This window comes from Burkholderia sp. KCJ3K979, from assembly GCF_016759955.1.
Lineage (GTDB): Bacteria > Pseudomonadota > Gammaproteobacteria > Burkholderiales > Burkholderiaceae > Burkholderia > Burkholderia orbicola.
The window spans coordinates 26,309-45,508 of record NZ_JACFYV010000030.1 but is presented as its reverse complement, the minus strand read 5'-3'; the positions used below and the strand labels follow the sequence as shown (position 1 = coordinate 45,508).

Sequence of the window (19,200 nt, the reverse complement as noted above, 5' to 3'; positions counted from 1 at the left end):
GGCTGGTACGGGCCGCCCCAGTATCCGCCGCCGCCCCAGCGGCCCCAGAAGCCGATCGTCACGGGCGGCCCGTACCAGCCGGAGTAGTACGCCGGGTAGTAATACGGGTACGGCGGCGGCACGTAGGCCGGGGCGACATACACCGGCACCGCCGGGCCGGCGTCGACCTGCGCCTGGGGTACGGTCGACGGCGCCGGACCGGACGCGGTCGGTGCGGCTGGAATCTCGCGCTGCGTCACCGTGGCGGGCACCGGCGCGTAATAAGGTGCATAACCGTACGGGCTCGTGTAGTAGCAGCCGCCAAGCATCAGTGCGGCCAGCCCGACGACGGCGGGCCTCGCGGCGGAAATCGGGTTCATCTCGTACTCCGGCAGAATCCGCGCGTCGCCGCCGGGCGCGCGCCTGACTCTAGCTTACGTCCCCTGCAGATTTCCGCGCGTATGATCGGTTACTTTTTGTTTCCTGCCCCGCACGGCGGGGCAGGAACGCCGCGTGCTGGCCCGTCCGCGGCGCCGGCGTTGAAGTTGGCGCAAATGCCCTCAACTTGAACGATGTCGGGCTGACCGGCGCGGACGGGCGTCCGCGACCCACCGGCAACCGCAAACCGGCGAGCTTCGGCCCGCCCAGACAGGAACGCGGCTCGCGCCGCCATCGACATGACTACGCCACGCCCCACTCCCCGGGCGGACACACCGCTCGATCCGATCATCCAGCTGCTGGCGCTCGCCGGCGAGCAGGGTTATCTGACGCACGCCGACCTCGTCGACGCGCTGCCGCCCGAAAGCGACAGCCCCGACGCGCTCGACGTCGTGCGCGCCGCGCTGGCCGACATCGGCATCGCGGTACTCGACGAGCCGGCCGTGCCTGCACCGTTTGCCGGCGCGGCGCCGGTCGAGGTCGATCGCGACGCGCTCGACGAAGGCCGGGCCATGCTCGGCGACCTCGCGCGCGGTACCAGCGCGTCGACCGATCCGCTCGCGCTCTACATGCGGCGCATGCATGCGGTGCCGCTACTCACGCGCGAAGGCGAAATCGTGCTCGCCCGCGAGATCGAGACGGGCCGTCATCAGGTGCTGCATGCGATCGCCGGCTATCCGCCCGCGGTCGACGCACTGCTCGAGCGTCATCGCGCGACGGGCGCAACCGACGCAACAGGCACAACCGGATCGCCCGATGAAGAGGATGGCGAAACGCCCGCGCCCGCCCGCTACGATGCGCTGCAGGCAGCGGTGTCGGCGCTGCGCGATGCATTGCATGCGCATGGCAGCCGTTCGGCCGACTACCGCGACGCGCGCAACCACGTGGCCGCCCTGCTCGGTTCGCTCGCCTGGGTCGCACCGGCCGTCGACGACGCAAGCCGTACCGTGCGCGCGCTCGCGGCCGCCTCCGATGATCCGTCGGCGGCTGACGCCGCATGCTTCGACGCGGTCGCGCGGCGCGCACTCGCAGCCGCGTTGAGCGACGGCCAGCAAAAAGTGCGCGACGCGACGCGTGCGATGCTAGAGGCGAACCTGCGGCTCGTGCTGTCGATCGCGCGCAAGTACGTGAACCGCGGCGTCGATCTGTCCGACCTCGTGCAGGACGGCTGTCTCGGCCTGATGCGCGCGATCGAGAAATTCGAATACCGGCGCGGGTTCAAGTTCTCGACCTATGCGACCTGGTGGATTCGCCAGGCGATCGCACGCGCGGTCGCGGATCGCTCGCGTACGATCCGCGTGCCGGTGCACGTCGGCGATCAGTACCAGCGCGTGCAGCGGCATGCACTGCGCTTTCGCCAGCGCACGGGCCGCCGCGCCACGCCGGCCGAGCTCGCGGCTGAAACCGGCCTCGCCGAAGACAAGCTGCGCGCGGTGCTCGCGCTGCCCGCCGAGCCGGTCTCGCTCGATACGCCGCTGCCGGACGCGGACACCGGCCTCGTGGAACTGATCGAGGACCAGGCATCGGCCAGCCCGTTCGAGCAACTGGCCGACACGCGCATGCGCGACTGCGTGCGCTCGCTGCTGCGGTCGGTCACGCCGACCGAGGCCGACGTGCTGCGCCGGCGGTTCGGCCTCGGCGGCGCCGAGCCCGACACCTACGACGCGATCGCGCAGGATGCGGGGATGTCGCGCGAGCGCGTGCGGCAGATCGAGAAACGGGCGCTCGCCGCGCTGCGTACGGCCGCCGAGGCCGAGAACGCGCAGTCGTTTCTCGACGCGTAAGCGCATCGCGCAACGCGCACGGTCGTGCCTTCCGGCACGACCGTGCGCCGCGCGCCTGTGTTACGTTTGCCATTGACGCGCATCAAGTTTTCTTCATCGCGCGTCGCGACAATGGTTGACAGCCGACCGGCGCACCGCTCGCCGCGTCCATTCCGTTTGTGCTTTCCGGGTCCCTTGCCATGCAGTCGACCGTCAGCCAGACGTACGAGGAAAACCGGCCTGTCGCGGCCTGCCTGCGCGAGGCCGCGCAGTGGCTCGTCGACCAGGGCGCGAACCCGTACCGGGTGGCCGCATACCGCGCCGCGGCCGATACGGTCGACGCGCTCGACCGCGACATCCGCGGCGTGTTCGACACCGGCGGCGTCGAGGCGCTCGGCGCGCTGCCCGACATCGGCGCGGGCGTCGCGCAGGCGATCGCCGAGCTGCTGGTGACGGGCCGCTGGCGCCAGCTCGACCGCTTGCGCGGTGACGCGGAACGCGCGTCGGCATTCGAAGCGGTGCCGGGCATCGGCCACGCGCTCGCACTGCGCATTCATGACGCGCTGCACATCGACACGCTGGAGGAGCTCGAACGCGCGGCGCGCAACGGCCAGCTCGAAATGATCGCGGGCGTCGGCCCGCGGCGCGCGGCCGGCATCCGCGCCGCGCTCGACGATGTACTGAGCCGCCGCCGGCGCTGGCAAGGCCACATGCAAAGCGCCGGCCCCGGCACGGAACCGCCCGTCGAGCTGCTGCTCTACATCGATCGCCAGTACCGCAACAAGGCGGCCGCGGGCGTGCTGCCGACACTCGCGCACCGGCGCCTGAACGCGGACGGCTACGTGCCGCCGCCGGTGATGCACATGACCAAGGGCGGCTGGCATTTCACGGCGCTGAGCCAGCATGCGGCCATGCGCACGCCGGAAGCCGGCCGGCCGACCGACTGGGTCTCGCTCTACTTCTACGACGCCGTGCAGTGCGAGCACCAGCGCACCGTCTTCACCGAAACGTACGGCGCGCTCGTCGGCAAGCGGATCGTGCGCGGGCGCGAGATGGAATGCCGCGTGTATTACGCGGGGTGAGTCCGGCGTAGGCGGCTTCGTTGACGTCGAAAGCCCCACTGACGGCATCGCCTTTTCTCGACCCGGCACGTCAAGCCGACTACATCGCCACGTCGCCGCCTTCCTGTCGACCCGCTACCGCGCCGCCCGCTTCGCGCCGGCTCGCCGCCTACGCCCCTTCCCCCTTCGCACGGCGCGCCGGATGACGATGCGCGGCAATACGCAGCAGCTTCTGGAACGACGGGCACTCGAGATGGTTCGCCGCCGGGCACACGGCCGCATGCCGCAGCGCATCGCGCACGGCGCCGAGACGGCGGATCGTGCGGTCGAGCTCGTCCGCCTTGCCGTCGAGCTTCGCGCGATCGATCGCGGGCCGGCCCTCCGCGCCGACCATCGCGAGGATGTCGTCGAGCGAGAAACCGGCCTCGCGGCCGAGCGCGATCAACGCCAGGCGCTCCAGCACCGCCTCGTCGTATTGCCGCCGCAGCCCATGCCGGCCGATCGGAACGATCAGCCCTTTTTCCTCGTAGTAGCGCAGCGTCGAGGCGGGCAGCCCCGTGCGCCGCGCCACGTCCGCAATGTCCAGTCGGCTCATGCTTGACCTCAAGTGAACTTGAAGTTGCAAGATAGTCGCTCGACTCCATGAAGACAAGCCCGGACCGCCATGAAACCGTTGAACCCGCGTCGTATTCCGCCATGCCGCATCGCCATCACCGCGCGCAGCGGAGGGGTGCGATGAGCCCGTCCGACATCCTGCTCAAACTGCTGTTTATCGGCGCGGGCGCCACGCTGTTGATGGACCTATGGACGCTGTTCCGGCGGCATGCGTTCGGGATTCCGTCGCTCGACTACGCGCTGGTCGGCCGCTGGCTCGGCCACATGATGCACGGCCGGTTCCGGTATGCGTCGATCGTCGCCGCCGCACCCGTGCCCGGCGAACGCGCGCTCGGCTGGGTCGCGCATTACGCGATCGGCATCGCGTTCGCGGCACTACCCGTGCTGATTGCCGGCCCGGCATGGATCGATGCGCCGACGCCGCTTCCCGCAGTCGTCGCCGGGCTCGCGAGCGTGGTCGCGCCGTTCTTCGTGATGCAGCCGGCGTTCGGCTTCGGCATCGCGGCGTCGCGCACGCCGCAGCCGGGTGTCGCGCGCCGGCGCAGCCTCGTCACGCATCTGTCGTACGGGGTGGGGCTCTATCTTGCGGCGTACATGCTGGCGGCGCTGTCCCGTTAAGCAGCGCGCCGGCATCTCCTCGGCCGCCTTCTTGCGGCGCGCCTTCATCGTGCTCGTACGGGGGCCGGGATTCACGACGCCTTCCCGTTGCCCGGTGCACCCGGCCGGACGCCCGCGTCACTCGCCGCCACAGTCGATCAGGTTGCGGCGCACTCGCCCGAGCAGCCGCACCAGCGTATCGCGCTCGTCGGGCGTGAAGCCGCGCAGCCCGTCGTCGGCGACGGTATCGCCCACCTCCAGCATCTGCGGAAAGATCTCGCGCGACTTGTCGGTCAGCCGGATTACGAACGCGCGGCGATCGTCGTCGTTCGCGATGCGTCCAATCCAGCCATAGCTTTCCATCCGGTCGAGCAGCCGCGTGAGCGAGATCGGCGTGATCTCGAGCCATTCGGCGAGCCGCGCCTGGTTCATCTCGCCCTTCCACGTCAGGTACGCGAGCACGCGGCTTTGCGCCCGCGTCAGCCCGATGCGCTTCGCGCGCCGGTCGAACAGGCGTCCATTGAGGCGGGCCACGTCGGCGATCAGGTAACCGATCCGGTTCTCGTAGGTCTTGTCCATGCGGCGATTATAGGGTCAAGCCGGAACCGGCCCGTGGCTCGCGACCCGGCGATAAGCGGCTATATAATAAGCATGCTTATAATTCACGCCATACCGGATCGCCGACCACGGCGGCCGCCCCACGGAGACACCGCTTGAACCCCGCCGCCGACGCCGCCGATACTCCCGCCTCGCCCGCCCTGAACCGGCCGATGCTGACCCTGTCGATCATGCTCGCGACGCTGATCCAGACCCTCGACAGCACGATCGCGAACGTCGCGCTGCCGCACATGCAGGGCACGCTGTCCGCGTCGCAGGACGAAATCACGTGGGTGCTGACCTCCTACATCGTCGCCGCGGCGATCGCGACGCCGCTCACCGGCTGGCTGTCCGACCGGCTCAGCGTGAAGCGGCTGCTGATCGTGTCGATCGCGGGCTTCACGGTCGCGTCGGCGCTGTGCGGGCTGTCCGAGACGCTCGTGCAGATCGTCGGCGCGCGGCTGCTGCAGGGCGTGTTCGGCGCCGCGCTGGTGCCGCTGTCGCAATCGATCCTGCTCGACATCAATCCGCGCGAGAAACAGGGCCAGGCAATGGCGATCTGGGGAATGGGCGTGATGGTCGGCCCCATTCTCGGCCCGACGCTCGGCGGCTGGCTCACCGACAGCTACAACTGGCGCTGGGTGTTCTTCATCAACGTGCCGATCGGCGCGTTCGCGCTCGCCGGCGTGATGACCTTCCTGCCGGCACGCGCGCCGCGTCCGCACGTGAAATTCGACGCGTTCGGCTTCGCGACGCTCGCGCTCGCGATCGGCGCGTTCCAGGCGATGCTCGATCGCGGCGAGCAGCTCGACTGGTTCGGTTCGTACGAGATCCGCATCGAGGCGCTCGTCGCGGCCCTGAGCTTCGCGTTCTTCCTCGCACACACGGCGACCGTCGGCAAGGCATCGTTCTTCAAGTCGGAATTGCTGCGCGATCCGAATTTCGCGACGGGCACGCTGTTCATCTTCGTGGTCGGCGCGGTGCTGTATGCCACTCGCGCGCTGCTGCCGCCGATGCTGCAGAACCTGATGGGCTACCCGGTCGCGACGACGGGCCTCGTCACCGCGCCGAGCGGCGCCGGCACGATGATCGCGATGCTGTTCGTCGGGAGGCTGCTGAAATACGTGGATGCGCGGATGCTGCTGCTCGCCGGGCTGGCGATTTCCGCGCTCGCGCTGTGGCAGATGATGCAGTACACGATCGTGCTGTCCGAAGCGGACATCGTATGGCCCGGCGTGATCCAGGGCTTCGGCCTCGGGCTCGTGTTCGTGCCGCTGAGCGCGCTGTCGTTCTCGACGCTGCCGCCCGAGCTGCGCGCGGACGGCACGGCCACCTACAGCCTGATGCGCAACATCGGCAGCAGTATCGGCATCTCGATCGTGCAGACGCTGATGACGCGCAACACGCAGGTCGCGCATGCCGACCTCGCGACCCACATCACGCCGTTCGACCCGGCCGTGCAGGCGCTGGCCGGCAGCCGTGTCGACCTCGCGCTGCTCGACCGCACGATCAACCAGCAGGCCGCGATGATCGCGTACCTGAACGATTTCAAGCTGATGTTCGTCGCGACGCTGCTGATGATCCCGCTGTTGCTGCTGATCCGCCCGCCGCAGAAGACGGCGAGCGTCGACGTCGCGCATGCGGCGCTGGATTGACGGGCACGCATGCGCCCGTCCGAGGCCGCGTCAGGCCTTCATCGTCCCGGTGCGCACGTAGCGCTCGTGCCACGACAGCGCCTCGGCGAGCAGGTGCGGCGTGTGCTTGCCGAAGCTGTCGCGCGACGCCCGCTCGAAGTAGTCCTCGAGCATCGGGCGGTAGTCCGGGTGCGCGCAGGTCGCGATGATCTTGCGCGCGCGCTGCTTCGGCGACAGGCCGCGCAGGTCGGCCAGCCCCTGCTCGGTGACGACCACCGCGACATCGTGCTCGGTATGGTCGACGTGGCTCGCCATCGGCACGATCCGCGAGATCGCCCCGCCCTTCGCGGTGCTCGCCGACATGAAGCACGACAGGTAGCCGTTGCGCGCGAAGTCGCCCGAGCCGCCGATGCCGTTCTGGATCTTCGTGCCCATCACGTGGGTCGAGTTCACGTTGCCGTAGATGTCGGCTTCGATCATCCCGTTCATCGCGATGCAGCCGAGCCGGCGCACGAGCTCCGGATGGTTGCTGATCTCCTGCGGGCGCAGCACGATCTTCTCGCGGAACGTCGCGATTTCGTCGGCGAAACGCTGCACGGCGGCCGGGCTCAGCGACAGCGCGGTGGCCGACGCGAAGCTCAGCGTGCCGTCGTCGAGCAAGTCGAGCATGCCGTCCTGGATCACCTCGGTGTAGGCCGTCAGGTTCGAGAAGCCGGCCGAGCTGAGCTCCGCGAGCACCGCGTTCGTGATGTTGCCGACGCCCGACTGCAGCGGCAGCAGGTTTTCCGGCAGGCGGCCGCGCTTTACTTCGTGGCGCAGGAAGTCGATCAGTTGCAGCGCGATCTGCTTGGACGTCGCATCCGGCGCGCTGAACGCATTGCTGCGATCGGGCGCGTCGGTCTCGACGATCGCGACGATCTTGTCGGCCGGGCAGCGCAGGTACGGCTCGCCGATCCGGTCGTCGCTCTTCGTCAGCGGAATCGGCTTGCGGTGCGGCGGCAGCGCGGTGCCGTAATAGATGTCGTGCATCCCGTCGAGGCCGAGCGGCTGCCGCGCATTCACTTCGAGGATCACGTGCTTCGCGCGCTCTAGCCAGGTCTTGTTGTTGCCGATCGACGCGGACGGGATCAGCAGCCCGTCCTCGCGGATGCCCGCGACCTCGACGATCGCGACGTCGAGATCGCCGTACAGCCCGAACCACGCGTATTGCGCGACGTGGCTCAGGTGGACGTCCTGGTAATCGACTTCGCCGCCGTTGATCTTGTCGCGCAACGTCGGGTCGGACTGGTACGGCAGCCGCATCGAGATGCCGTTGGTGCGGGCGAGCGCGCCGTCGAGTTCCGGTGCGGTCGACGCGCCCGTCAGCACGTTGATCCGGAAGTCCTCGCCGCGCGCGTGCGCCGCGTCGATGTGGGCGGCCAGCGCGGTCGGCACGGCCTTCGGATAGCCCGACCCGGTGAAGCCGCTCATGGCGACGGTCATGCCGGGGCGGATCAGCGCGGCGGCTTCGTCGGCGGTGCGGACGAGCGAACGCAGGGCGGGAGCGAGGATGCGTGAAGAAGACATGGCTGGTTATCTGACGCTTGGGTCTGTCGTTGACGTCGCGGGGGGTGTCTCCTGAGCGACGCGAAGCCCTTGGGGCCGCGAGGGGCGGCCCGGCACCACGGGCACGGTCCGGAGTATCGCAGAGGCCATCGCTGCGAAATGTCCGCTGGATGCAAAAGATCCTTGCCGGATTTGCCGGGTATCGAACGACCGTTCTGTGACAGGCGATCCGCCCGCGCCGGGTGCACGCGAAAGGCACGTGAAAGCATCGGGCGAATCGCCGGTTCTCGATCGCCGACCGGCGCGCGTCAATCGACCGATTTGCATCGACATTGGCCGCCTTTGGCCCGGCAATCGCCGATACCAGTCCGGCGCGGCCGATTGTCGCCCGATGCGGCTTTTCCGGGCCTGACGGAGATCAAGGTCGCGTGCGCTGCGCGACACCAGCCGACCGGCGCGAAAACCCCGGTCGGATCGGCCTGCGAGGCCCGTCCGGCCTTGACAGCGGCGCGATGAGGACCACACTGGAAGACGGGTCCGGCGGCCCGGTTGGCCGCTCCGTTCGCACGTGCGTTTTTGAACCGGCCGATGCCTGCAAGACGCGGTAACACTCCCGTATGTCAGGACATTGATCGAATAAAAAGCACCAAATTACAATTCCGTATATATTTCGCCGATGGACCAAAGAAAAACCGCCACACGACCCGAGCCGCCCCCGCCACGCACCTGGGATGCGCGGCTCGCGCGCTCGCTTGTCCGACCGCTCGTCGATACGCCGGTCACCCCGAATCACCTCACTACCCTTCGTCTGCTGATCGGCCTCGCCGGCGCCTGGTGCCTCGCGCACGGCGGCTTCGGCTGGAGCAATGCCGGCGCGTTCCTGATCGTGCTGTCGAACTTCGTCGACCACACCGACGGCGAACTCGCACGCATCAGCGGCAAGTCCAGCAAGATCGGTCATTTTTACGACCTCGCGGCGGATGCGCTCGTGACGGTCGCGCTGTTCGTCAGCATGGGCGTCGGCATCGTCGCCCAGGGCGGCCAGATGGCCGCGTCGCCGGTGCTGCTCGGCGCGGTGGCCGGTGCGGCCGTCGCCCTGATTTTCTTCCTGCGCATGCGGATCGAGTCGATCGCCGGCAAGGCCGGCACCAAGCAGGCGTTCGCCGGCGGCTTCGAGACCGAAGACGTGCTGTACCTGCTGCCGATCGTGACGCTCGTGGACGGCGTCGGGCCGTTCCTGCTCGCGGCGTCGATCGGCGCCCCGCTGTTCGCCGCCTGGGTCGTGATCGACTGGTGGCGCATCGTGCGGCGCGGCAACCTTCCGCAGAACCCGGCCGCGCAGAACCCAACCGAAATCCAGGCTTCCAAATGACTCCTAGCACGCGCGACGATTCCGTGCTGAGCCCGGCACGCCCCGCGCCCGTGCGCGCGGCCGCGGCCGATCCCGATCGCACCGTGGCCGACTGCGTCGGCCAGCTCGACCTCGACCGCCTGCGCGGCGACTACACGCGCCAGGGCTCGTTCCTCTATCTCGACGCCTTCCTGCCGGCCGACGCGCACGCGAAGCTGGCGAACGCTGCCCGCGCGATGCAGGCCGGCCTGAACCGCAATTACCTGCCCGGCCACAAGCAGGGCGGCAGCGTCAGCCGCCATACGATCGACGAGCAGGCACCCTACATCGCCGAGCTGTATCGCTCGAAGGCACTCATCTCCTTCCTCGAGAAGATCACCGGCGACAAGCTGATGCTGTCGCCGGCCGACGATCCGCACGCGTACGCGCTGTATTACTACACGAAGCCCGGCGACCACATCGGCTGGCACTACGACACGTCGTACTACGACGGCCGGCGCTACACGCTGCTGATCGGCGTGATCGACGAATCGTCGTGCCGGCTCGACTACGAGCTGCATACGCGCAACCCGGACGTCGCCGACGAACCGGGCTCCGTGCAGATCGCCGACGGCGGCATCGTGCTGTTCGACGGCGACAAGCTGCGCCACCGCATCACGCCGCTCGGCCAGAACGAGATGCGCGTATCGCTCACGTTCGAATACGTGACGAACCCCGGCATGCGGCCGTGGAAGCGCTTCATCTCGAACATGAAGGACGCGATCGCGTATTTCGGTTTCCGCCAGGTGTTCAAGCAACTGGCGACGCGACGCACGAGCGGGTCATGACACGCGCGGGCCTCATCCTGCTGTCCCTCGGGACCGCACTCTTCATCGCACTGCTGGCCTGGCAGGGCGTCGGCGCGGTCGCGTCCACGTTCCTCGCGGCCGGCTGGGGCCTCGCGCTCGTCGCGGCGTTCCACGTCGTGCCGCTCGCGATCGACGCGGTCGCGATCTCCGTGATGTTCCGCCGCGGGCAGCCGGGCGCCGAACTCGGCAACGCGCTGCGCGCCCGCTGGGTCGGCGAATCGGTGAACAGCCTGCTGCCCGCCGGGCAGATCGGCGGCCCGGTGCTGATGGTACGCCACCTCGCGCAGCGCGGCACGCGGATGGCCGACGCGGCCGCCGCCGTGACCGTCAGCACGACGATGCAGGCGCTCTCGCAGATGGCATTCGCGCTGATCGGCATCGCCGCGTTCAGCCTGTACGCGACGCACGAATCGGTCGCGTATCTGCGCACGCCCGCGCTGATCGCCACCGGCGTGCTCGGCGCGCTCGCCGTCGCGTTCTACGCGGCGCAGCGGCGCGGGCTGTTCGGCCGCGGCCTGCGCCTCGCGTCGAAGCTGCTCGGCCCGCGCGACTGGTCGTCGCTGGCCACGCGCGCCGATGCGATCGACGACGCGGTCGGCGCGCTGTACCGCGATCGCGCGAAGGTCGCGAAGACCTTCGCGTTGAGTCTCGCCGGCTGGATCGTCGGCACCGCGGAAGTGTGGCTCGCGCTGCACTTCCTCGGGCATCCGGTGAGCTGGCTCGACGCGCTGCTGCTCGAAAGCGTCGGCCAGGCGATTCGCGGCGCGGCCTTCGCGATCCCGGGCTCGCTCGGTGCGCAGGAAGGCGGCTACCTGCTGCTCGCGCCGCTGGTCGGCTTGCCGCCCGACGCGGCGCTCGCGCTGTCGCTCGCGAAGCGCGCGCGCGAACTCGCGCTCGGCCTGCCCGGCCTGCTCTATCTGCATTTCAGTGAAAGAAACTGGCAGCGGCGCCGTGCGCCGCAGCCGCTCGCCGACTGATCGTTCAGATCGCCGGCTTTTTGGTTGGAGAACCCATGCGAGCCATCATTCTTGCGGCAGGCCTCGGCTTGCGCCTGCAACAACCGCCCGAGGCGCAGTTCCCGAAGTGCCTGCTGCGCTTCGACGACGTGTCGCTGCTCGAGCGCCATCTGCGCGTGCTCGACGCCGCGGGCGTCGATGAAATCGTGCTCGGGCTCGGCTTCCAGCACGAGAAGGTCGAGCAGGAACTGAAGCGCCTCGGCCGCACCGCCGAGATCGTGATCAACGACCGCTACGACCTCGGCAGCGTGCTGACCGTGCATACCGTCGCCGATGCGATGACGCGCGGCGGCGACGTGCTGCTGATGGACGCGGACGTGCTGTACGACGAGAACATCCTGCACGCGCTGGTGGCCGACGCCGACAAGTCGGTCGACCGCCTGCTGATCGACCGCGACTTCGAGGCCGGCGACGAACCCGTCAAGCTGTGCCTGAAGAACGGCGTGCCGGTCGAGCTGCGCAAGCAGCTCGCGGTCGACCTCGACTACGACACGATCGGCGAATCGGTCGGCTTCTTCCGCTTCACCGAAGGCACCGCGCGCCGCCTCGCGACCCTCGTCGCGGGCTACGTCGACAGCGGCCGCGCGAACATGCCGCACGAGGAAGCCGTGCGCGACCTGCTGCTCGAAGGCGGCCATTCGTTCGACGTCGCCGACGTCACCGGCTTGCCGTGGATCGAGATCGATTTCCCGAACGACGTCGCACGCGCGACGCAAGACATTCTTCCCCTGATTCAACGCACCACCGCCGGAGCCGCACGATGAACGCACGCGAACCCAACTTCACCGAATCACGCAGCGCGCGCCTGCGCCGCATGCTCGTCAGCAGCGATCTCGAATTCCTGATGGAAGCGCACAACGGCCTGTCCGCGCGGATCGTCCGCGAGGCCGGCTTCAAGGGCATCTGGGCCTCGGGCCTCGCGATCTCCGCGCAGTTCGGCGTGCGCGACAACAACGAAGCGAGCTGGACCCAGGTCGTCGACGTGCTCGAATTCATGGCCGACGCGAGCGACCTGCCGATCCTGCTCGACGGCGACACCGGCTACGGCAACTTCAACAACGTGCGCCGCCTCGTGAAGAAGCTCGAACAGCGCGGCATCGCGGGCGTGTGCATCGAGGACAAGCAGTTCCCGAAGACGAACAGCTTCATCGGCGGCGAGCGCCAGCCGCTCGCGGAAATCGACGAATTCTGCGGCAAGATCAAGGCCGGCAAGGATTCGCAGACCGATCCCGACTTCTCGATCGTCGCGCGCGTCGAGGCGCTGATCGCAGGCTGGGGGATGGACGAGGCGCTGCGCCGCGCGAACGCGTATGCGGAAGCGGGCGCCGACGCGATCCTGATTCACAGCAAGCTGTCGCGCCCCGACGAGATCCTGCAGTTCGCACGTGAATGGAGCGGCAAGGCACCGCTCGTGATCGTGCCGACCAAGTACTACAGCACGCCGACCGACGTGTTCCGCCAGGCCGGCATCAGCACCGTGATCTGGGCGAACCACCTGATCCGCGCGTCGGCATCCGCGATGCAGGCGACCGCGCGCGAGATCCACGAGAGCGAAACGCTGATCAACGTCGAGGACCGCGTGGCATCGGTCAACGAGATCTTCCGCCTGCAGGACGCCGACGAGTACTCGGCCGCCGAGCGGATCTACCTGTCGTCGTCGTCGCGCGCGTCGAATGCCGCGATCGTGCTCGCCGCGAGCCGCGGCAAGGGCCTCGAAGCCGTGACCGAAGACAAGCCGAAGGTCATGCTGCCGGTCGCCGGCAAGCCGCTGCTGCGCTGGCTCGTCGACGGCTTCAAGACGCACGGCGTGAACGACATCACCGTGGTCGGCGGCTATCGCGCCGACGCGATCGACACGTCGGGCATCAAGCTCGTCGTCAACGAACGCCACGCGGAAACGGGCGAGCTCGCGTCGCTCGCCTGCGCGGCCGAACGCCTGACCGGCGACACCGTGATCTCGTACGGCGACCTGCTGTTCCGCAGCTACATCGTGCGCGACCTCGCGGAGAGCGAGGCCGAGTTCAGCGTGGTGGTCGATTCGTCGCTCACCGAGACCAACCAGAGCGTGCGCGACTTCGCCCTCTGCTCGGCGGCCGACGATCGCGGCCTGTTCGGCCAGAAGACCTACCTGCAACGCGTGTCGAGCGACGTCGCCACGGGCACGCCGCACGGCCGCTGGATCGGCCTGCTGAACGTGCGCGGCGCGGGCGTCGATCGCCTGAAGGCGATGCTCGCGACGCTGCAGGCGCGTCCTGATTTCGACACGCTCGACATTCCGTCGCTGCTGAACGAACTGATCGCCGCCGGCGAGAAGATCGAGGTGCAGTACGTGCACGGCCACTGGCGCGGCGTCAACGATCTGGAAGACTTCCGCCGCGCGGGCGACTTCGCGCACGGCCAGACGCCGCTGTCGGAACCGGGCACCGGCAACGGGGGCGCGCAATGATCGAAGCGGCCCAGTTCGTCGAAGCCGCGCGCGAACGCGGCTTCGACTGGTACGCGGGCGTGCCCTGCTCGTACCTGACGCCGTTCATCAATTACGTGTTGCAGGACCCTACGCTGCACTATGTGTCGGCCGCGAACGAAGGCGACGCGGTCGCGCTGATCGCGGGCGCGACGCTCGGCGGCAAGCGCGGGATCGCGATGATGCAGAACTCGGGCCTCGGCAACGCGGTGAGCCCGCTCACGTCGCTCACGTGGACGTTCCGCCTGCCGCAACTGCTGATCGTCACGTGGCGCGGCCAGCCGGGCGTGGCCGACGAGCCGCAGCACGCACTGATGGGCCCGATCACGCCCGCGATGCTCGACACGATGGAGATCCCGTGGGAGACGTTCCCGACCGACCCCGAACAGGTCGGCCCGGCACTCGACCGCGCGATCGCGCACATGGACGAAACGGGCCGCCCGTACGCGCTCGTGATGCAGAAAGGCAGCGTCGCGCCGTATGAGCTGAAGGCGAACCCGGCCGCGAAGCCGCGTGCGCACGTCGCCGCGCAATCGGCGTCGCACGCCGCATCGACCGACGCGTGGCCGACCCGTCACGACGCGCTGCAGCGCGTGATCGCGCATACGCCGGTCGATTCGACCGTCGTGCTCGCGTCGACCGGTTTCTGCGGTCGCGAGCTCTACGCACTCGACGATCGCCCGAACCAGCTGTACATGGTCGGCTCGATGGGCTGCGTGACGCCGCTCGCGCTCGGCCTCGCGCTCGCGCGCCCCGACCTGCACGTGGTGGCCGTCGACGGCGACGGCGCCGCGCTGATGCGCATGGGCGTGTTCGCGACGCTCGGCACCTACGGCCCGGCCAATCTCACGCACGTGCTGCTCGACAACGGCGCGCACGAATCGACGGGCGGCCAGGCGACGGTGTCGCAGCACGTGTCGTTCGCGGGTGTCGCGGCCGCGTGCGGCTACGCGTCGGCGGTCGAAGGCGATACGCTCGACGTGCTCGATGCGACGCTCGCCGCAACGAGTGACGGTGCGCAATTCGTTCGCGTGGCGATCCGCACGGGCGTACCCGACGGCCTGCCCCGCCCGACCGTCACGCCGGTCGAGGTCAAGACCCGTCTGATGCGGCACATCGGCGCCGCGCAGACCGAAGCCCACGTTGAAGGAGCCCATTGATGCTGCTGCTGAACCCCGGCCCGGTCACGCTCTCCGAACGCGTGCGCCGCAGCCTGCTGCAACCCGATCTGTGCCATCGCGAAAGCGAATTCTTCGACCTGCAGGACGAAGCGCGCGCGCGCCTCGTCGCCGCGTACGAACTCGATCCGGCCGAATGGGCCGCCGTGCTGATGACGGGCTCGGGCACGGCTGCCGTCGAAAGCATGATCGCGGCGCTCGTGCCGCAGGACGGCAAGCTGCTCGTGATCGAGAACGGCGTGTACGGCGAGCGGATCACGCAGATCGCCACGCAGTACGGCATCGCGCATGACGTGTTGAAGCATGAATGGATGCAGGCGCCCGATCTCGCGCAGATCGGGGCGAAGCTCGATGCGGGTGGGTATTCGCACGTCGCGGTGATCCATCATGAAACGACGACGGGCCGGCTGAACGATCTCGGCGCGATTGCAGAAGTGTGCCGTGCGCGCGGCGTGAAGATGCTCGTGGACGGCGTCAGCAGCTTCGGCGCGGAAGCGATCGATTTTGCAGGCGGCGTCATCGATGCGGTTGCCGCGACCGCGAACAAGTGCCTGCACGGCGTGCCGGGCGCGGCGTTCGTGATCGTGCGCCGCAGCGCGCTCGCGAAGGCTGCGAGCCGCACTTATTATCTCGATCTCGGGCGGCTTGCGAAGCTGCAGGATCAGCGAAATACGCCGTTTACGCCGTCCGTGCATGCGTATTACGCGCTCGTCGAGGCGTTGCGTGAGTTTGATGAGGCCGGCGGTTGGCGTGCGCGGCATGCGCATTACAAGGCGCTTGCCGATCAGGCGCAGGCAGGGCTTGCCGCGCGCGGGATGCCGCTGGTGCTGCCGGAAGGCGCTTCATCGGTCGTGCTGCGTGCGTATCGGTTGCCGCAGGGTGTCACGTACGAGACGCTGCACGACGGGTTGAAGGCGCGTGGCTTCGTGATTTATGCCGGGCAAGGCGGGCTGTCGAAGGAGCTGTTCCGGATCTCGACGATGGGCGCGATTCAGGCGGCCGATGTCGAGCGGTTGCTGGAAGGGTTTACGGCGTTGACGCGGTAAGCGTTGTCTGTAACTTCGTCGACGAAAGGCCCGCAAGGGCCTTTTTCATTTGTGCCGGGGTTCCCGGCGGATGTGAGACAGCGCGTTCGGGTTCGGTCAAATGGGACATCGTGTGTAGAATTTGCCCGCGGTCGCACCTCCATCACGCATCCTCGAATTTTTAATTCACCGCACAACGTGTAGGGCAATGCAAATTCCCACAATGAACGACTGGAAGTCCATGATCAGGAATCGTGTCGCCTTCTCCCGAGCGGGAGTCATCGCGGCATCGCTGTTCGTCGTCTTTCCGAGTGGGCACGCTCACGCCGCGCAGAGCGACGCCGCGACCGAGGCCCTGATCGATCAAGCGGTCGCGCTGACCGAGCGTGGAGATCCTGCCAGCATGGAAAAGACCATGGCCGGTTATCTGATCGATGCGTCCAAGCGATTCAATGCAGATGTTCCGGCCAATACTTGGCAATCCGTCCGCGCCGACGTCGATGAAATCATCTCGAACAAAATCCGATCCGGATACGGCGAGCAGGCGCTTCTGGCAAGACGTTTCATCAAGAACGCAAGATTCTCGGACGATGAACTCCGGCATCTCATCGCAATGCTTCAGGATCCGGTCATGCAAAGGTGGACGATCGCGATGCGAGACAGCGATACGACGCACTATATGGCCACGCTATCTCAGCAAGTCAACAATCAGATGTGGTCGATCGTTTCCATCGTCCTTCGGCGGCATGGACTACAGACGAGCGATACACCTGTCGCAGCGAAGCAGAAGCAATGAGCGCATCACGCGATGTCCGTCCCTCGCCGAAAAGCGACGAGCGATCGTCGCGGCTCGGAAAGCGGGCTTCAGGCCGACGAGCGCCCTCCCTTGAAACCCGCGACACTGTTTCAATGATGCCCATGGCCGCACGCCTTCGCCTCGTCCCACTGCTCGCGCTGGCCGCCGCTCCTACTGTTCACGCCGCCGACAATCCTCCTTGCGACGACGAAACCGTCACGGCCGTCGCCCGCTGGGCCGGCATCGCGAGCGCACGCATCGCCACGCGCGACGCGGACCGGCTCGTCGTCGCGTCGGCGTGCAAGGCCATGCCGAACGCCCCTGACACAACGATCGCGGCCGTCGCGTTCGATTCGTTGCCGAAGAGCAAGAACCCGGACGAAAGCAAAAAGCTGCAGGTCGTCGCGCTCGTCGAAGGCGGCAAGGTCGTGGCGGCCGATCGGTCGGTGGTCGAAGAAGATTCGGCGACGGAGATCGGCGAGAACAGCTATCGCATCGACACGGCGCCCTACCGTCTGTCGCCCGACGTGCGCGCGTTCGGCGTTGTGTTTACGAGCAGCGCGCGCGGGCCGAGTTGCCCGGATGCCAGCACCAGTGAAGAGTTGACACTGTGGGTGCGTGAAGGCGGCCGTATCCGCCCGGTGTTCGGCACGAATCTGTACGGCTGGGTCAGCGTCGAAGGCGACGCCTGCGGCCCAGGTACAGGCGATGCGCGCAGCGAAGAGGCCCGCATGACGATCGCCGTCGAGAAAACGTCGAGCCACGGCTTCGCCGACCTGTCGATCACCGCGCACATCACGAAGACGCAGCGCAAGAACGGCGATTACTCGGATACGGGCAAGCGCACGGCGCGCACGATCGTCCACTACGACGGCAAGTCCTATGGAATCGACATGTTCCGGAACTTCTGGTATTCGCCGGCCGCGATGCAACGCTTCAAGTAATGCCGCGGGCGCGACGCCGCCCCGCCCTCCTACTCCACCACCTTCGGCCCGATCGCCTCGGTCGGCGCCGGCATCCGCAACGCGTCGTCCCGCACGCGTCGTCCCTCGCGCGCCGTATAGCGATCCTTCAGCCGCAGGAACGGTTTTTCGACGAGGAAATAGCTGGCGGTCGCGGCCATCAGCGCCCACACGATGCCGAGCGGAAACCCATGCGGCACGGGCAGGCCCGGGTTCGCAAAAGGCTGCTGCCACAGATAGAGACTGAACGAAATCGTGCCGACGAACACCACCGGCCCGGCGCGCAGCCAGCGCGCGCACCAGAACTCGCCGCGAAAATTCAGCACGACGATCACGATCGCGATCAGCGCGGCTTCGAGCGTCACGCCGTACGTCGCATTCCAGAAGCCGCCGAGCCGGTGTTCGGCGAGCGGCATGCCGAGCAGCACGACGAACACGAGCGTCGTCACGATGCGCGCCTCGCCGCGCCACGAACCGATCCACGCTTCGAGCCGTTCGCGGTTGAGCGACGCACAGCAGCCGATCAGGATCGGGTCGACGCCCGTGTGCAGCATCATCCCGAGCTGGCCGCGCAGCGTCGGCGCAACGAAATACGTGATGGCGCGCACCATCGGCACAATCAGGATCAGCGTGGCCAGCCAGCGCGTGCCGGCGCGCCGGATGCCGAACACGAACAGCAGCGGCCAGAACCAGTAGAACTGCTCCTCGAGCGCGAGCGACCAGAAATGGCCGAGGTACCACGCGCCGTCCGGATGCAGCGCGTTGTCGCCAGTCAGCCCGAACCATGCCGAGTAATTCCAGAGATGCAGCGCCGCATAGAGCCACTGCCGGCGATCGACGTCGAACCCGCCGGCGAACGCCATGATCGCGACGGCCGCGAGATACACGTAGCAAGCCGGCCAGATCCGCAGTGCGCGGCGCACGTAGAACGACGTCAACGCGATACCGCCCGTGCGCGCGAACTCGGCGCGCAGCACGTTGGTGATCAGGAAACCGCTCAGCACGAAGAAGATCAGCACGCCGAGCCGGCCGTCGGCGATCAGCCGCAACGGCGCATACCAGCCCGTATAGCCGCCGGGCAGCACATGCTCGGCATGACCGACGACGACCATCGCGACCGCGACGGCGCGCAACCCGGTCAACTGCGTGACGCGATGGTTCATCGGCTGGTTTCCGTTGGCACGGTGGAGAAACAGGGGTTGGCGGGCGGCCCGATCGACCTGCCGCCGGGATTTTGTATGAAAAATATCGGAATGAAATTGCTTCAAAAATCCGTGGCGCACATACCGCCAGCGACGGACGCCCCGCCACAACGTGCCGACGTCCGGCGC

Annotated in this window: 18 protein-coding genes; 13 read left to right on the top strand and 5 right to left on the bottom strand. The window is 67.9% G+C overall.

Annotated features, from left to right (window positions below):
* Positions 1-359: hypothetical protein (locus H3O04_RS10070; protein WP_202587606.1), on the bottom strand; the 359-nt coding region annotated here is incomplete at its 3' end.
* Between the two features lie 297 nt (positions 360-656).
* Here H3O04_RS10070 and H3O04_RS10065 point away from each other — a divergent pair.
* On the top strand, positions 657-2,201 hold the full coding sequence (locus H3O04_RS10065) for a sigma-70 family RNA polymerase sigma factor (protein ID WP_077179660.1): 1,545 nt from the start codon (positions 657-659) through the stop codon (positions 2,199-2,201).
* A 179-nt stretch (positions 2,202-2,380) separates the two neighbouring features.
* Positions 2,381-3,262: a helix-hairpin-helix domain-containing protein gene (locus tag H3O04_RS10060; RefSeq protein WP_023477261.1), complete on the top strand. Its 882-nt coding sequence runs from the start codon at positions 2,381-2,383 to the stop codon at positions 3,260-3,262.
* A gap of 148 nt (positions 3,263-3,410) precedes the next feature.
* Here the strand turns inward: H3O04_RS10060 and H3O04_RS10055 are convergent, their stop codons facing one another.
* Entirely contained in the window at positions 3,411-3,836 is a 426-nt protein-coding gene (locus H3O04_RS10055) for a helix-turn-helix domain-containing protein (RefSeq protein WP_011547934.1), read from the bottom strand.
* Between the two features lie 140 nt (positions 3,837-3,976).
* On the opposite strand from H3O04_RS10055, the gene H3O04_RS10050 reads away from it, so the two are divergent.
* Complete coding sequence (locus H3O04_RS10050) at positions 3,977-4,474, top strand: DUF2938 domain-containing protein (RefSeq protein WP_202587605.1); 498 nt, start codon at positions 3,977-3,979, stop codon at positions 4,472-4,474.
* Positions 4,475-4,591: 117 nt separating this feature from the next.
* On the opposite strand, the gene H3O04_RS10045 is transcribed toward H3O04_RS10050, so the two are convergent.
* Entirely contained in the window at positions 4,592-5,032 is a 441-nt protein-coding gene (locus H3O04_RS10045; RefSeq protein ID WP_202587604.1) for a MarR family winged helix-turn-helix transcriptional regulator, read from the bottom strand.
* 134 nt (positions 5,033-5,166) lie between these two features.
* Here H3O04_RS10045 and H3O04_RS10040 point away from each other — a divergent pair, with 134 nt between their 5' ends.
* Positions 5,167-6,705, top strand: coding sequence for a DHA2 family efflux MFS transporter permease subunit (locus tag H3O04_RS10040; RefSeq protein ID WP_023477258.1), 1,539 nt, complete (start codon positions 5,167-5,169; stop codon positions 6,703-6,705).
* Between the two features lie 30 nt (positions 6,706-6,735).
* On the opposite strand, the gene H3O04_RS10035 is transcribed toward H3O04_RS10040, so the two are convergent.
* Entirely contained in the window at positions 6,736-8,250 is a 1,515-nt protein-coding gene (locus tag H3O04_RS10035) for an acetyl-CoA hydrolase/transferase family protein (protein ID WP_023477257.1), read from the bottom strand.
* A 655-nt stretch (positions 8,251-8,905) separates the two neighbouring features.
* Here H3O04_RS10035 and H3O04_RS10030 point away from each other — a divergent pair.
* The 9 genes from H3O04_RS10030 to H3O04_RS09990 all read left to right on the top strand — a co-directional run bounded on the left by H3O04_RS10030 (position 8,906) and on the right by H3O04_RS09990 (position 17,851).
* A complete protein-coding gene (locus tag H3O04_RS10030) occupies positions 8,906-9,601 on the top strand; it encodes a CDP-alcohol phosphatidyltransferase family protein (protein ID WP_202587603.1) in 696 nt (231 codons plus the stop codon).
* On the top strand, positions 9,598-10,407 hold the full coding sequence (locus H3O04_RS10025) for a HalD/BesD family halogenase (RefSeq protein ID WP_043888246.1): 810 nt from the start codon (positions 9,598-9,600) through the stop codon (positions 10,405-10,407). The genes H3O04_RS10030 and H3O04_RS10025 overlap by 4 nt, the downstream gene beginning before the upstream one ends.
* Positions 10,404-11,405 carry an HpnL family protein gene (locus H3O04_RS10020; RefSeq protein ID WP_023477255.1) on the top strand — a complete coding sequence of 334 codons (1,002 nt, stop codon included), beginning with the start codon at positions 10,404-10,406 and terminating at the stop codon, positions 11,403-11,405. Before H3O04_RS10025 ends, H3O04_RS10020 begins: the two co-directional genes overlap by 4 nt.
* A 35-nt stretch (positions 11,406-11,440) precedes the next feature.
* Positions 11,441-12,208, top strand: coding sequence for a phosphocholine cytidylyltransferase family protein (locus H3O04_RS10015; RefSeq protein WP_202587602.1), 768 nt, complete (start codon positions 11,441-11,443; stop codon positions 12,206-12,208).
* Positions 12,205-13,890, top strand: a complete 1,686-nt coding sequence (gene aepX / locus H3O04_RS10010) for a phosphoenolpyruvate mutase (protein ID WP_023477253.1) — start codon at positions 12,205-12,207, stop codon at positions 13,888-13,890. The genes H3O04_RS10015 and aepX overlap by 4 nt, the downstream gene beginning before the upstream one ends.
* On the top strand, positions 13,887-15,068 hold the full coding sequence (aepY, locus tag H3O04_RS10005) for a phosphonopyruvate decarboxylase (protein ID WP_023477252.1): 1,182 nt from the start codon (positions 13,887-13,889) through the stop codon (positions 15,066-15,068). The genes aepX and aepY overlap by 4 nt, the downstream gene beginning before the upstream one ends.
* Positions 15,068-16,132: a 2-aminoethylphosphonate aminotransferase gene (locus H3O04_RS10000; RefSeq protein WP_105798231.1), complete on the top strand. Its 1,065-nt coding sequence runs from the start codon at positions 15,068-15,070 to the stop codon at positions 16,130-16,132. The genes aepY and H3O04_RS10000 overlap by 1 nt, the downstream gene beginning before the upstream one ends.
* A 202-nt stretch (positions 16,133-16,334) precedes the next feature.
* Complete coding sequence (locus H3O04_RS09995; protein ID WP_077232693.1) at positions 16,335-16,907, top strand: hypothetical protein; 573 nt, start codon at positions 16,335-16,337, stop codon at positions 16,905-16,907.
* 122 nt (positions 16,908-17,029) lie between these two features.
* Entirely contained in the window at positions 17,030-17,851 is an 822-nt protein-coding gene (locus H3O04_RS09990) for a multidrug ABC transporter ATPase (protein ID WP_202587608.1), read from the top strand.
* A gap of 29 nt (positions 17,852-17,880) precedes the next feature.
* Here H3O04_RS09990 and H3O04_RS09985 read toward each other — a convergent pair whose 3' ends face one another.
* Positions 17,881-19,032: an acyltransferase family protein gene (locus H3O04_RS09985; RefSeq protein WP_202587601.1), complete on the bottom strand. Its 1,152-nt coding sequence runs from the start codon at positions 19,030-19,032 to the stop codon at positions 17,881-17,883.
* Positions 19,033-19,200: the final 168 nt, after the last annotated feature.

Bases quoted from the DNA above. Each gene is read 5' to 3' on its own strand.
- H3O04_RS10065 (WP_077179660.1), top strand. From the start codon at position 657: ATGACTACGCCACGCCCCACTCCCCGGGCGGACACACCGCTCGATCCG.
- H3O04_RS10060 (WP_023477261.1), top strand. From the start codon at position 2,381: ATGCAGTCGACCGTCAGCCAGACGTACGAGGAAAACCGGCCTGTCGCG.
- H3O04_RS10055 (WP_011547934.1), bottom strand. From the start codon at position 3,836: ATGAGCCGACTGGACATTGCGGACGTGGCGCGGCGCACGGGGCTGCCC.
- H3O04_RS10050 (WP_202587605.1), top strand. From the start codon at position 3,977: ATGAGCCCGTCCGACATCCTGCTCAAACTGCTGTTTATCGGCGCGGGC.
- H3O04_RS10045 (WP_202587604.1), bottom strand. From the start codon at position 5,032: ATGGACAAGACCTACGAGAACCGGATCGGTTACCTGATCGCCGACGTG.
- H3O04_RS10035 (WP_023477257.1), bottom strand. From the start codon at position 8,250: ATGTCTTCTTCACGCATCCTCGCTCCCGCCCTGCGTTCGCTCGTCCGC.
- H3O04_RS10030 (WP_202587603.1), top strand. From the start codon at position 8,906: ATGGACCAAAGAAAAACCGCCACACGACCCGAGCCGCCCCCGCCACGC.
- H3O04_RS10025 (WP_043888246.1), top strand. From the start codon at position 9,598: ATGACTCCTAGCACGCGCGACGATTCCGTGCTGAGCCCGGCACGCCCC.
- H3O04_RS10020 (WP_023477255.1), top strand. From the start codon at position 10,404: ATGACACGCGCGGGCCTCATCCTGCTGTCCCTCGGGACCGCACTCTTC.
- H3O04_RS10015 (WP_202587602.1), top strand. From the start codon at position 11,441: ATGCGAGCCATCATTCTTGCGGCAGGCCTCGGCTTGCGCCTGCAACAA.
- aepX (WP_023477253.1), top strand. From the start codon at position 12,205: ATGAACGCACGCGAACCCAACTTCACCGAATCACGCAGCGCGCGCCTG.
- aepY (WP_023477252.1), top strand. From the start codon at position 13,887: ATGATCGAAGCGGCCCAGTTCGTCGAAGCCGCGCGCGAACGCGGCTTC.
- H3O04_RS10000 (WP_105798231.1), top strand. From the start codon at position 15,068: ATGCTGCTGCTGAACCCCGGCCCGGTCACGCTCTCCGAACGCGTGCGC.
- H3O04_RS09995 (WP_077232693.1), top strand. From the start codon at position 16,335: ATGAACGACTGGAAGTCCATGATCAGGAATCGTGTCGCCTTCTCCCGA.
- H3O04_RS09990 (WP_202587608.1), top strand. From the start codon at position 17,030: ATGGCCGCACGCCTTCGCCTCGTCCCACTGCTCGCGCTGGCCGCCGCT.
- H3O04_RS09985 (WP_202587601.1), bottom strand. From the start codon at position 19,032: ATGAACCATCGCGTCACGCAGTTGACCGGGTTGCGCGCCGTCGCGGTC.